We start from the raw sequence: 12260 nt of genomic DNA, 5'->3' as shown, positions 1-12260 counted from the left end.
GTTGGCAGTTCCGATACCCTTATTCCACGGTAAACCAGGCAGATTCCGGATTGCCCGGCCATACAGACTCGGTGATCATGAAGTCGTGTGTAGTGTGCCCCACCTCGAGGCGATGACGCGGTGAAAATCTCCTGTGTCATCCTCACCATGGGCAACAGGATCGCTGAGCTCGACCGGGCGGTGGAGTCCGCGCTCACCCAGACCGACGGCGACATCGAGGTGGTCATCGTCGGCAACGGCGCGGACGTGCCGGAGCTGACCGCCCAGCCGCTCCCCGGCTCCGCCGCGACGATCAAGACGGTACGGCTGGAGCACAACGCGGGCATCCCCGAGGGGCGCAACCGCGGCGTGCAGGAGTGCTCGGGCGACATCGTCCTGTTCCTGGACGACGACGGCTGGTATGCCAACGCCAAGGTCGCCGCGCACGTCCGCGAGCGGTTCACGCACGAGCCCGACCTCTCCGTGATCAGCTTCCGGGTGATGGACCCCGAGGGCGGCTCGGTGCAGCGGCGGCACGTGCCGCGCCTGCGGGCCGGCGACCCCGAGCGGTCCTCCCCGGTGACGACCTTCCTCGGCGGCGCCTGCGCCATCCGCAAGTCGGCGTTCCTGCAGGTCGGCGGATTGCCCGAGCGGTTCTTCTACGCCCATGAGGAGACCGACCTCGCCTGGCGCCTGCTGGGCGAGGGCTACCGCATCGAGTACGACGCCGAGACGGTCATGTACCACCCGCTGGTGCTGCCGTCCCGGCACACGGACTTCTACCGGCTGAACGCCCGCAACCGCGTCTGGCTGGCCCGGCGCAACCTGCCGTGGCCGCTCGCGATGCTCTACCTGCTCAACTGGGTCGTGCTCACGCTCGTACGCGAGCGTTCGATGCCCGCGATCAAGGCGTGGTTCCGCGGCTTCTTCGAAGGGCTGCGCGAGCCGGCGGGCGAGCGCCGTCCCATGGCCTGGCGCACCGCCTGGCGCATGCTCCGCCTCGGCCGCCCGCCCATCGTCTAGCAGTTCGCCCCGGCGACGCAGGTGGCGGCCGCCACGGACGCGGGCCTGCGCCGGCAACCATGGGGTGACCGGGCCGGGGCGGGTCGAGTGGCCGGCTGATCGGCACTCGGTCTCTTGTCCCCTCGCCCCGGTAGTCGGCCGGAGGGTTCGGCGGCCGACGCCCTCGGGAAACTGGAGTCAGGCGCAAACTGTAGGATTTCGGGCGTTTGCTCTGCCTGATCTCCCTGGGGTGTGGGATTGCCCGTTTTCGATCGCGAACGGCTCCGTGTCTTCGTCGACTCGCCGGTCTTCCAACGTGCGGTCATCGCCGTCATCGCGCTGAACGGGATCGCGCTCGGGCTGGAGACCTCACCCGAGCTGGCCGACCGCCACGCCACGGCCTTCCTCGTGATCGACCGGGTCATCCTCGCCTTTTTCGTCGTCGAGATCCTCCTGCGGATCGTCGCGCACGGAAAGGCGTTCTTCCGTGACCCCTGGAGCTGGTTCGACATGATCATCGTCGGCGTCGCGCTCGTGCCGGCCTCCGAGTCGTTGTCGATCCTGCGGCTCTTCCGATTCCTGCGCGTCCTGCGGCTCATCTCCGTGGTGCCGGGCATGCGACGGGTGGTCTCGGCGCTGTTCGCCGCGATTCCGGGACTGGCCTCGGCCGTGGTCCTCCTGCTGCTGTCGCTTTACATGGCGTCCGTGATCGGCGAACAGCTCTTCCGTGAAGCGGCCCCGCAGTACTTCGGAGATCTCGGGCAGTCGCTGTTCACCATGTTCACGGTGCTCACCGTCGAGAACTGGCCGCAGGTCGCCGAGGACGTGATGGCCAAGGAGCCGCTGGCGTGGATCTTCTTCGCCACGTTCATCGTGATCACGGCGTTCTTCGTCCTCAACCTGCTCATCGGTGTGATCGTTTCCGCGATGGAGGCCGAGGTCAACGCCCAGCGGTGGAAGGACGACCAGGCGTTGGAACTGGAGCAGCACACCGCGGTCATGAACGAGATCAGGGCGCTGAGCGAGAAGGTCGACCGGCTGGCGGCCGTCCTGCCGCATCCGCCGACCCCGGCACACGCCGCGTCAGCGGGTCGCGTGGCGGGCGGTGCGGACGGCCAGGGCGGCGCAGAGCAGGGCCGAGGCGAGGCCGGCCACGACGAGCGGGGACGGCCCGGCGGGCAGCCCTTCAGAACGGACCGCGCCCATGTAGTCGACGGCCGCCGTCCCGTTGACGGCGAGATACCACAGGCCGAGGTAGACGACCTGGAAGACCCGGTGCGTACGGCAGACCACGCCGAGCGCCAGGGCGAGTGAGGGAACCAGGAGCGCGCCGCCCGCCCATGACCACATTCCGGGCCAGTCGGCGGCGACCGCCATGCGGACGAGGGGCCCCACGCCGGTCATGGCCGTGAGGACGACCCCGGCGGCCCATTCCGCGACCAGCCCGCGCCAGGGCGCGGGATAGGCGCCGAGCAGTCCCTCCACTCCGTATTCCACCCGCTGCGTTCCCAGCCTCGACCAGATCAGCACCGGCCATATCCAGGCGAACGGGAGCATGGTCGCGGGCTCCGGCGTGGCGAAGGCGGCCGCCGTCACCCCGGCGGTCACGAGCCACCACCAGCGCGAGACGCCCTGGAGGAGGATGCGCAGCTCACCGGCGAGAAGCCGTCGCAGCGCCCGGCCCGGACGCGGCGCGACCCCGGGCACGGTCCAAGGCGTGGCGGGGGACGTGGTCCGGAAGGCCGGTCGCCTGCTGTCGGCGGTGACGTCCGGCTCGTACGGCGCGACGGCCGGGCCGGTGAGACGGCGCGCCGGGTCGAACCGGGCGAACCACAGGCATGGCAGCAGTGCCACGACGACCGCCAGAAGGAAGACGACAAGACGGCCGCCGACGAACGCGCCGGTGACGGAGAAGCCGTCCCAGTGGAAGGTGCGCAGCGGCTTGGCGACGGAGGTCAGGCCCAGGCTGAACTCCCGGCCGTGCACGTCGACGCCCTGCGCGGCGAGGGCGGCGCGCATCGAGTCGGCGGCCTGGTGCACGCCGAGACCGCCGAGGGGCGCCTTCCGCGACTGGCCGCCGATCAGGAGGACCAGGGAGACGACGAACCAGACGACGTTCCCCACGCCGCCCCGAAGCAGCGGCACGGTCTCGAACAGCACCGCGGTCGCCGCCGTCAGCGCGAGCGGGGGCAGCGTGATCGTCAGGAAGGGCAGGAGGATCGCCGCCGGGTCCACGGCTCCGGACTCGCCGCGGGCGAGCTGCATGATCGGCGCGGTCACCGCGAGCACGCCCGCCATCGAGGCGAGCACCAGGAAGTCGCTGAGGAACTTCCCCAGCAGATACGCGGACGTGCGCAGCGGCGTGGCGGCGACGAGCTGGCCCACGCGGGTGCGTTCATCCCGGCCGATCGCGTCGCGCACCAGGTAGAACCCGCCCAGAGTGAGCCAGAGGGCACCGGCGAGCGCGGTCGCCGTCCCGACCCAGGCGCTGGTGTAGACGCCGCGGTAGCCTCCGACGTCCAGGATCACCCACGTGGAGTCGGCGGGCGGGACGGCCAGCCGGGCCAGGCCGACCGCCGCCAGCAGGATCATCGCGTACGCGGGCCGCCGGACCCGCTCACGGAAGTCGGCGACGGCGAGCGCGATCGTCGCCCGTGCCGTGACCCGTGCCGTGACCCGTGCCGTGACCCGTGCCGTGACCCGTGCCGTGACCCGTGCCGTGACCCGTGCCGTGACCCGTGCCGTGACCCGTGCCGTGACCCGTGCCGTGACCCGTGCCGTCATCGGGCCACCTCCCGGACGCCGCCGCCCACGACGGCGAGATACAGGTCCTCCAGGTCGGGGGGCACCCGTACGGCGCCGGGGGCCGGCGGCGTGTCCGACAGGAGCCGCAGGCGGACGCCGTCCGCCGTGCGGATCACGCGGCTGGCCGGGTGACGCTCCCGCAGGACGGCGGCCTCTGCGGGCCCGGCGACCGTCTCCCAGACGTGGCCGTCCACCTCGGCGAGCAGCGCCTCCGGGGTGCCGCGCCGCAGCAGCCGTCCCCCGGCCACGACGGCGACGTCGGACGCGACGGACTCGATGTCGGACACGATGTGCGTGGACAGCAGGACCACCCGGTCCTCCGCCAGGTCGCCGAGCAACGCGCGGAACCGCACCCGCTCCTCGGGGTCGAGCCCCGCCGTCGGCTCGTCCACGATCACCACCCTCGGGTCGGCCAGCAGGGCCTGGGCGATGCCGACCCGGCGCAGCATGCCGCCGGAGTACTTGCCGAGGGGCCTCCGCACCGCCTCCGTGAGGTTGACCAGTTCGAGCAGCTCGTCGACGCGCGCACGCGCCGGACGCGCGGCCAGCCCTTTCAGGGCCGCGAGGTAGGAGAGGAACTCCCGCGCGGTCAGGTGCGGGTAGACGCCGAAGTCCTGGGGGAGGTACCCGAGCACCCCGCGAAGCGCGCCGGGCCGGGACACCACGTCGGTCCCGTCGAACAGGACCCTGCCGCCCGTCGGCCGGGTGACCGTCGCGCAGATCCGCATCAGCGTCGACTTCCCCGCCCCGTTGGGGCCGAGCAGGCCGAGCAGTCCCGCGCCGCACCGCAGGGTGACGCCGTCGACCGCGCGCTTGCCGCCCTTGTAGGTCTTGGTGACGTCCACCAGTTCGAGGGTCGGCGTCGCCCCCGTCGTGCCGCTCATCGCGTTCCACCCGACTCGGGCAGGCCGCGCAGATCCGTCTTGCGGCCGTCGCGCAGCACCCTGACCTCGCGGGGCACCTCGACCCTGAACCGGGCCGAGCAGTCGGCCCACCCGGAGCACCCGGCGTTGAGATCGAGCGTGTTGCCGTCGAGGGTCTGGCTGGAATGGGGGTTGGTGCCGTGCACGTCGAACCACAGGGTGACCTTGATGTCCTTCCTGTCCGTCGCGACGAGGTCGGTCGGGGTGTCGTGCGCCCGCACGTCGAGCGTCCTGCCGCCGAACGGGAAGGTCTGGGACACCGGTGTGGCCTTCGAGGCGTCTGCGCAGCCGCTCAGAACCGCCGCCGCGAGCACCGTCAAGGCACACCACACCGTCTTGCGCGTAGTCATCGGATCCTCCGGGTAAGCCGTCCCGAGCAGGATCCGCTGTGGGCGGCCGGGCGGGCATCTGCCGTTCGGCAGATATCGGGGACCCGATCAGCGGCCGGCGGGGCTCCGGTTCCTTCCTTGGGCGCCCTCCGGAACGGGGAGGACGGCGCTGACCTGCCACCCCGCCGCCTGGCGGCCCGCGTGGAGCGCGCCCCCGAGCGCCTTCACCCGCTCGGCCAGGCCGATCAGGCCGGTGCCGCCGCCGTGCCGGTCGTCTCCGGCGAGACCGGCCGGACGGGTGCCTCCGCCGGCGTCGTCGGTGACGGTCACCCGCAGGGCCGCGCCGTCGACTGCGCCGTCGACCAAGCCGTCGATTGGGGCGACCGTGACCACCACGCGGGTCGCGGAGGAGGCGTGCCGCCGCACGTTGGTCAGCGCCTCGAGCACGACGGCGTACGCGGTGCCGCCGATCTCCGGGGCCACCAGGAGGGCGACGTCGCCGGCCATGTCGAGCCGGGCGGGGATCCTTCCGGTGGCGGAGAAGCGGCCGACCAGGTCGGGCAGGTCGGCCAGGCCGTAGACCCGGGTCGGCGGCGGCTCCTCCGCCGCCCGCTCGTCCGGATCGCGCAGCGCGCCCACCATGTGGTCCATGGACGCCAGCGCGCGCAGCCCCGCCTCCTCGACGCGTACGGCGAGCTCCCGCGCCTCGTGCGGATCGAGCTCGCCGAGCTGGGCCGCCTGGGCCTCCAGGACGATCCCTGTGACCTCGTGGGCGACGAAGTCGTGCAGGTCGCGGGCCGTCTCCAGCCGCTGGGCCCGCCGCGCGTCCGCCACCGCGCGCACCCGCCGGTCGTCCAGCGACCTGAGGTACAGCGCGACGGCGGCCACGGCGACCACGGCGAAGAACGACAGGAGGCAGGCGATGACCGACGCCTCCGCCGTCGGGCGGGGCATGCGCAGCGTCAGCCGCAGCGGCAGCTCGACGGCCGCCCCGATCCCGAGCGCCGCCCCGATGACCGCCGCCTGCCGGCCCGGCAGCCGCCGTACGACCCGTCCGAACAGGAGCAGCAGGGCGCCCATCTCAACGGGCAGCCACAGCCCGGCGAACTGGTGCCGTCCCTGGTAGACGAACGTGACGGCGTACGAGACCAGCACGACGACGCTCGCCGCCGTGGCGAGGCCGATCCGCCGGTACGGCCAGCGCGTCAGCGCGACGGCGACGGCCAGGGTGGCGGAGAGGGCGACGACGAGCGCGTGCGGGGGAGCGAGGATCGCCGGCATCGGCACCGTCACCACGGCCACGACGCACAGGAAGGCGCGGATTCGGGACCTCGTCATGCCACCGAGGCTACGCACGCAGTGGAGCTGTCACCGCTCAACGGCGTACCCCAGCTCCCAGGCGCGTACGGCGATGCCGACCCGGTTGCGCACGCCGAGCTTGCGCTGGATGCTCGCCACGTGGGTCTTGACCGTGCCTGGCGAGATGAACAGCTCGGCGGCGATGTCGGCGTTGGTCTTCCCCTCGGCGACCTGGGCGGCGATCTCGATCTCGCGCTCGGTCAGCGGCTCCGACGGCGGCGTGTGCCGGGGGCCGTTGCCCGTGACGTGCCTGAGCAGCCGCACCGTGACCGAGGGGCTGATCAGGGTGTCGCCGGCCACGGCGGCCCGGACCGCCTCGACCAGGAGCGCGGGGCCCGAGCGCTTGACCAGGAACCCGGACGCGCCGTGCCGCAGCGCCGGGTAGACGTACTCGTCCAGGTCGAAGGTCGTCACGACCACGACCTTGACCGGGACCGCCGCGCCGGGGCCGGCGAGGGCCCGGGTCACCTCGAGCCCGTCCATCCTGGGCATGCGGATGTCGACGAGCGCCACGTCCGGCTGGAACCGCCGGGCCATCTCCACCGCGGCCACTCCGTCGGCGGCCTCGCAGACGACCTGGATGTCCGGCTGGCTCTCCAGGATGCGGCGCAGGCCCCGCCGCACCATCTCCTGGTCGTCGGCGATCAGGACACGAATCACCCGCCGATTCTTCCAGCCCCGCCGGGCGCGTTCCGCGGCGGCGTCACGCCGGGCCCGGCTCCTGGAACGCCATCGACACGTGCTCGGCGGTGGCCGTCATCAAGGCCCGCCGGGGCAGGCCCAGCTCGCTCAGCTCCTTGGCGATCGGGTGGTTGCCGAGGCGGACGAGCGCGCCGCCCGGCCGCCAGCGCAGCCCCCGGGCGCGGACCGTCCAGGGGATGCGGCGGGTGACCCCGTCCAGATGGGCGTAGGCGTCCGGCACGGGAAGGGCCTCGCCGAGCAGCGGCGCGGGCGTCGCCGGGATGCCGGGCCTGATCAGCAGGTCGACGACCATCCGGCCGTCCCTGCGCAGCAGACACCGCTTGTACGGCGAGCCGAGCCGAAGATCCACGTCGGCCAGTTCCTTGGGGAAGCCCCAGATGGTCCGCCCGGCCTCCAGCGTGAACGTCTGGTCGACCGGCAGCCAGTGGACGAAGGCGCCCGACCCCGCCCCGCGCAGGTCCTTCAGCCCGGCCAGTGGCCCGCGCCTCGGCGGGGGGCCGGCGTCGGCCGGCCGCACGAGGAAGGTGACGCCGAACTCGTTGTAGGAGCCCAGGTCGGAGTCGTGATAGCGGACGAACACCAGCGAGCACAGGGCCTTGCCCGGCAGGACCTCGGTGACGTCCATTCCGGAGTACGCGAGGACCGCGCGGGCGGCGTCGGCCCGCACCAGGTATGCGGCGAGACAGACCGACGCGTCGCGGACCTCCACCGGCGTCTCGACCCTGCGACCCTGGACGACATGGCTTGCCATGCTTCCAGTACAGCAAAGCCCGGCGGCCGGGCGACAGCCGTACGGCGGCAAGGTTGTCCCAGTCGTTTTTCCGGCGGGTGTCGATATCCGGGGCGGCCGTTCGTGTAGAGGGTGAACGGGCCCGCGCCGGGCGGGCCTCACCCGGGAGGTGTTCGAGACCATGAGGCACTATCTGCTCAGCATCCAGCAGCCCGACGGCGGGACGCCCCCGCCGGAGGTCCTGGAGCCGATCATGCGGGACCTGGCGGTCCTCAACGGGGAACTGCGCGCCGCGGGGGCGTGGGTCTTCTCCGGTGGGCTGCACGACCCGGGCACGGCAACGGTGGTGCGGGTGCGCGACGGGGAGGAGCTCGTCACCGACGGCCCGTACACCGAGGGCAAGGAGCACGTCGGCGGGCTGACGATCATCAAGGCGCCCGACCTCGACGCGGCGCTGGAGTGGGGTCGCAGGCTCGCCCGCGCGACCACGCTCCCAGTGGAGGTGCGCCCCTTCGCGGGCGTCGTGGAGGGCGATGACGACCGGGAGTAGGGCGCCCGACGTCGAGCGGGTGTTCCGCGAGGAGTACGGCCGGGCCGTCGCGGTCCTGGTCCGCCACTTCGGCGACATCGACGTCGCCGAGGAGGCGGTCCAGGACGCGTTCGCCGAGGCGGTGCGGCGCTGGCCGCGCGAAGGGACGCCGCCAAGCCCGGCCGGCTGGATCATCACGACCGCCCGCAACCGGGTGATCGACCGCCACCGGCGGGAGTCCCTGCGTGCGGACAGGCACGCGCGGGCGGTCCTGCTGCACGCCCCTGGAGACGAACCGGGCGACGGCCCGGCCGAGGAGGGTCCCGTGCACGACGACCGGCTTCGCCTGATCTTCACCTGCTGCCACCCCGCGCTCGCCCCGGCCGCCCGGGTCGCGCTCACGCTGCGCCTGCTCGGCGGCCTCACCACGGCCGAGATCGCGCGGGCGTTCCTGGTCCCCGAGCCGACCATGGCCCAGCGGCTGGTCCGGGCCAAGGCCAAGATCCGCGACGCGGGGATCCCGTACCGCGTCCCGCGGGAGGCCGACCTGCCCGACCGCCTCAGGGCCGTGCTCGCCGTCGTCTACCTGATCTTCAACGAGGGGCACACGGCGAGCGCGGGCGACCGGCTGGCCCGCGAGGACCTGTGCGCGGAGGCCATCAGGCTCGGCCGCCTGCTGGCCGCGCTGATGCCCGACGAGCCGGAGGTCATGGGGCTGCTCGCGCTCATGCTGCTCGTCCACGCGCGGCGCGACGCCCGCATCACCCCGGCCGGCGACCTCGTGCCGCTGCCGGAGCAGGACCGCGGCCGGTGGGACCGCGCGCTCGTCGCCGAGGGCCAGGACATCATGCGGGCGTGCCTGCGGCGCGGCCGGCCGGGGCCGTACCAGATCCAGGCGGCGATCAACGCCGTCCACGCCGACGCGCCGATCGCCGCCGCCACGGACTGGCCGCAGATCCTGAGCCTGTACGACCACCTGCTCGCCCTCGCCCCAAGCCCTGTCGTCGCCCTGAACCGTGCGGTCGCGGTGGCCGAGGTGGACGGGCCGCAAGCCGCGCTCGCCCTCGTGGACGATCTCGACCTGGACGGCTACCACCTGTTCCACGCCGTCAGGGCCGATCTGCTGCGGCGGCTCGGCCGGGCGGAGGAGGCCGCGCGGGCGTGCGAGGCGGCGATCGCCCGCACCCGGAACGCCTCCGAGCGGGCCTTTCTCGACCGCCGCCTGCGTCAGGTCCGGGAGTTGAGGTAGAGCAGGACGGCCAGGACGCGGCGGTGGTCCTCCTCCGTGCCGGGCAGGCCGAGCTTGGCGAGGATCGAGCTGACGTGGGTCTCCACCGTCCGGTCGGTCAGGTAGAGCCGCCGGGCGATGCCGACGTTCGTACGGCCCTCCGCCATCAGCGCCAGCACCTCCCGCTCACGGGCGCTGAGCGACGCGAGGGGGTCGGCGACCCGGCGTACGCCGATGAGGCGCGAGACGACCTCGGGGTCGAGCGCGGAGCCGCCCGCCGCCACCCGGCGCAGCGTGTCGAGGAAGTCGTCCACGTCGAAGACCCGGTCCTTGAGCAGGTAGCCGAACCCGCCGCGGGACACCAGGTCGACGGAGTGCCGGGTCTCGACGTGCTGGGAGAGCAGGACGATGCCGAGGCCGGGGTGGGCGTCGCGGATCCGCCGGGCCGCCCGCGCGCCGTCGTCGGTGTGGTCGGGCGGCATCCGGATGTCCGCGATGACCAGGTCGGGAGCGGCATCGTCCACGGCGGCGACCAGCTCGGGGGCGTCCTGGGCCTTGGCCACGACCTCGTGCCCGGCGTCGGCGAGCAGCCGGGCCAGCCCCTCCCTGAACAGGGCGGAGTCCTCACCGATCACGACGCGCACGGCAGCACCGCCTCCACCGTCGTCCCGCCGCCCTCCGGGCTGGACAGCCGCAGCGCGCCGCCCGCCGCACGGACCCGGTCGGCCAGGCCCGCCAGCCCGGCGCCCGGCCGCATCTCGGCCCCGCCCCGCCCGTCGTCGCTGATCCGCACGGTGACCCGGTCGCCGGTCCGGTTGACGCGGACGCCGATGGCGGCGGGGCCGGCGTGCTTGACCGCGTTCGTCATCGCCTCACTCGCCACGTAGTAGGCGGTCATCGCCACGTCGTCGGGCAGGTCGTCGGCCGACACGTCGAGCGCCACGGGCACCGGGACCTTCCCGGCCAGCGTGACCAGCGCGTTGCCGAGACCGTCGTCGAGGCTGCTCGGCCGCAGGCCGTGCGCGATCTGCCGCAGCTCGGTGACCGCGACGGCCAGCTCGGCCACCCACTCGTCCAGCAGGGCGCCGACGTCGGCCGTGCCGTCGCCGAGGTGCCGCTGGGCGAGCCGGATCGCCATGCCGAGGGACACCAGGCGCTGCTGGGCCCCGTCGTGCAGGTCGCGTTCGAGCCGTCGCCGCTCCTCGTAACCGGCGTGCAGCAGCCGGGTCCGGCTGGCCTCGGCCTCTTCGAGCGCCCGGCTCACCTCGATCCGCAGCCGGACCACCTCGATGAGCAGCGCGCTCGCGTCGGCCGCCTCGCGCAGCAGCTCCCGGGTGCCCGCCCGGCCGCGTACGATCGCGCCGATCTCGTGGCCCCCGAGCCGTACGGGTGTCACGAGGGAGTCGCCAGGATCGACGGGGGCGCCGGTCGCGTCGACCAGCCCGGTGGCACCCGGCAGCCGGTAACCGACGCGGAGCGCGGGGTCGCGCAGCGCGTCGCGCAGCGCCGCCTCCAGTTCCTCCGGCCGCGCCTGCCCGGCGTGGATGCGGTCGCGCAGGTGCCGTACGGCGGTCAGCATGGCTTGCCGGGCCGGGTAGAGCCGGCGGTCCACCCCGCGCTGGAGCCGCACCCGCAACGGGGACAGCGCGGCGGCGCAGACGGCGGTGGCGGCGGCCGCCGCGACGGGCGAGCCGCGGCCGGCGCCGAGGCCGACGAGGAACGAGGCGGCCGTGTAGAAGCTCAGCAGGACCGCGGTCACCATGGCGTAGGTGACCGCCGCGCTGATCGCCCGGTCGACGTCGTAGAGGTCGTGGCGCAGCACCGCGATCGCGGTCGCCACCGGGATCGACACGGCCGTCGCCGCCAGGCCGATCACCACCAGGTCGGAACTGCCGAGGAACAGGTAACTGGCCCAGCACAGCAGCAGCGTGAGCGGCAGGAAGCCGCCGCCGAGGGCGAACCACTTGAGCCGCGCCCGGCTGATCTCGCCGGCCGCCCGTCGGTAGCGGATCACCATCGCCGCCGCCGACGCGACCAGCAGCCCGAGGAAGACCGGCAGCAGCGCCGCTCCCGCGATCTCCAGCACCGGCAGGTACGCCTCCGGAAGCCGCAGGTGGGACGTGCTCTCGAACGGCGGCGGGTACGTGCCGGGGACGCACGCCGCGATCAGCATGAACAGCACGGGCACGACCAGCAGCCCGGCGACGGCCCAGCGCCAGCGCCGCCCCGGCAGGCGCCCGTCGGGAAAGACGAGCGTGAGCAGCGCCGCCGGCACGTACAGGAACATCCAGTCGCCCTGCGACAGCGCCGCGTAGACCTCGGAGAACGGCAGCCCCGGACGCCGCGCGGCCAGGCTCTCGTACAGCTGGCCGACCGTCAGCCACACGGACGTCGCCCCGGCCAGCACGAGCAGCAGGCCCACCACGCTGCGCGGACGCCGGGTGGCGACCAGCACGCCGAGCCCGACGGAGGGCAGGGCGAGCGCGGTGCCGATCGCGAGCGTCAGTCCGCCCCGCGCCGGCGCGCCGTCACCGGCGAGCACGGCCAGCACCACCCCGACGCCCGTCAGCGCGCACACCACCATCACGGCGGCGTACGCGAGCAGACGGGGGAGTGCCACGAGCACACCGTAGGTCGCGGGGCGGGCCGGGGTGAATACGTGCCAGCACGGAGA

Annotated in this window: 11 protein-coding genes; 4 read left to right on the top strand and 7 right to left on the bottom strand. The window is 73.5% G+C overall.

Going from position 1 to position 12260, the window contains the following annotated elements:
• Positions 1-120 precede the first annotated feature (120 nt).
• Positions 121-1002 carry a glycosyltransferase family 2 protein gene (locus ACQEVJ_RS37655; protein WP_433109450.1) on the top strand — a complete coding sequence of 294 codons (882 nt, stop codon included), beginning with the start codon at positions 121-123 and terminating at the stop codon, positions 1000-1002.
• A gap of 237 nt (positions 1003-1239) precedes the next feature.
• Entirely contained in the window at positions 1240-2295 is a 1056-nt protein-coding gene (locus ACQEVJ_RS37650; RefSeq protein ID WP_433109449.1) for an ion transporter, read from the top strand.
• 1466 nt (positions 2296-3761) lie between these two features.
• On the opposite strand, the gene ACQEVJ_RS37645 is transcribed toward ACQEVJ_RS37650, so the two are convergent.
• The 5 genes from ACQEVJ_RS37645 to ACQEVJ_RS37625 all read right to left on the bottom strand — a co-directional run bounded on the left by ACQEVJ_RS37645 (position 3762) and on the right by ACQEVJ_RS37625 (position 7850).
• Entirely contained in the window at positions 3762-4670 is a 909-nt protein-coding gene (locus tag ACQEVJ_RS37645; protein ID WP_433109448.1) for an ATP-binding cassette domain-containing protein, read from the bottom strand.
• Positions 4667-5059: a hypothetical protein gene (locus ACQEVJ_RS37640; RefSeq protein ID WP_433109447.1), complete on the bottom strand. Its 393-nt coding sequence runs from the start codon at positions 5057-5059 to the stop codon at positions 4667-4669. The genes ACQEVJ_RS37645 and ACQEVJ_RS37640 overlap by 4 nt, the downstream gene beginning before the upstream one ends.
• An 87-nt stretch (positions 5060-5146) precedes the next feature.
• Positions 5147-6376, bottom strand: a complete 1230-nt coding sequence (locus ACQEVJ_RS37635) for a sensor histidine kinase (protein WP_433109446.1) — start codon at positions 6374-6376, stop codon at positions 5147-5149.
• A 30-nt stretch (positions 6377-6406) separates the two neighbouring features.
• Positions 6407-7057 carry a response regulator gene (locus ACQEVJ_RS37630; protein WP_433109445.1) on the bottom strand — a complete coding sequence of 217 codons (651 nt, stop codon included), beginning with the start codon at positions 7055-7057 and terminating at the stop codon, positions 6407-6409.
• 43 nt (positions 7058-7100) lie between these two features.
• Positions 7101-7850 (bottom strand): acetoacetate decarboxylase family protein, encoded by a 750-nt coding sequence (locus tag ACQEVJ_RS37625; protein ID WP_433109444.1) that lies wholly within the window; start codon positions 7848-7850, stop codon positions 7101-7103.
• 160 nt (positions 7851-8010) lie between these two features.
• On the opposite strand from ACQEVJ_RS37625, the gene ACQEVJ_RS37620 reads away from it, so the two are divergent.
• On the top strand, positions 8011-8379 hold the full coding sequence (locus tag ACQEVJ_RS37620; protein ID WP_433109443.1) for a YciI family protein: 369 nt from the start codon (positions 8011-8013) through the stop codon (positions 8377-8379).
• The gene (locus ACQEVJ_RS37615; RefSeq protein ID WP_433109442.1) at positions 8363-9607 is read left to right on the top strand and encodes an RNA polymerase sigma factor; all 1245 of its coding nucleotides are present in this window, start codon (positions 8363-8365) and stop codon (positions 9605-9607) included. Before ACQEVJ_RS37620 ends, ACQEVJ_RS37615 begins: the two co-directional genes overlap by 17 nt.
• Here the strand turns inward: ACQEVJ_RS37615 and ACQEVJ_RS37610 are convergent.
• Positions 9586-10230: a response regulator transcription factor gene (locus ACQEVJ_RS37610; RefSeq protein ID WP_433109441.1), complete on the bottom strand. Its 645-nt coding sequence runs from the start codon at positions 10228-10230 to the stop codon at positions 9586-9588. The genes ACQEVJ_RS37615 and ACQEVJ_RS37610 overlap by 22 nt on opposite strands.
• The gene (locus ACQEVJ_RS37605) at positions 10218-12206 is read right to left on the bottom strand and encodes a histidine kinase (protein ID WP_433109440.1); all 1989 of its coding nucleotides are present in this window, start codon (positions 12204-12206) and stop codon (positions 10218-10220) included. Before ACQEVJ_RS37605 ends, ACQEVJ_RS37610 begins: the two co-directional genes overlap by 13 nt.
• Between the last annotated feature and the right edge of the window lie 54 nt (positions 12207-12260).

Origin of the sequence: Microbispora sp. CA-102843, assembly GCF_050936215.1 — a bacterium.
Lineage (GTDB): Bacteria > Actinomycetota > Actinomycetes > Streptosporangiales > Streptosporangiaceae > Microbispora.
This window is presented reverse-complemented; position numbering and strand designations above follow the sequence as displayed.

Coding starts and splice junctions, on each gene's coding strand:
- ACQEVJ_RS37645 (WP_433109448.1), bottom strand. CDS start 4,670: ATGAGCGGCACGACGGGGGCGACGCCGACCCTCGAACTGGTGGACGTC.
- ACQEVJ_RS37615 (WP_433109442.1), top strand. CDS start 8,363: ATGACGACCGGGAGTAGGGCGCCCGACGTCGAGCGGGTGTTCCGCGAG.
- ACQEVJ_RS37640 (WP_433109447.1), bottom strand. CDS start 5,059: ATGACTACGCGCAAGACGGTGTGGTGTGCCTTGACGGTGCTCGCGGCG.
- ACQEVJ_RS37625 (WP_433109444.1), bottom strand. CDS start 7,850: ATGGCAAGCCATGTCGTCCAGGGTCGCAGGGTCGAGACGCCGGTGGAG.
- ACQEVJ_RS37635 (WP_433109446.1), bottom strand. CDS start 6,376: ATGACGAGGTCCCGAATCCGCGCCTTCCTGTGCGTCGTGGCCGTGGTG.
- ACQEVJ_RS37620 (WP_433109443.1), top strand. CDS start 8,011: ATGAGGCACTATCTGCTCAGCATCCAGCAGCCCGACGGCGGGACGCCC.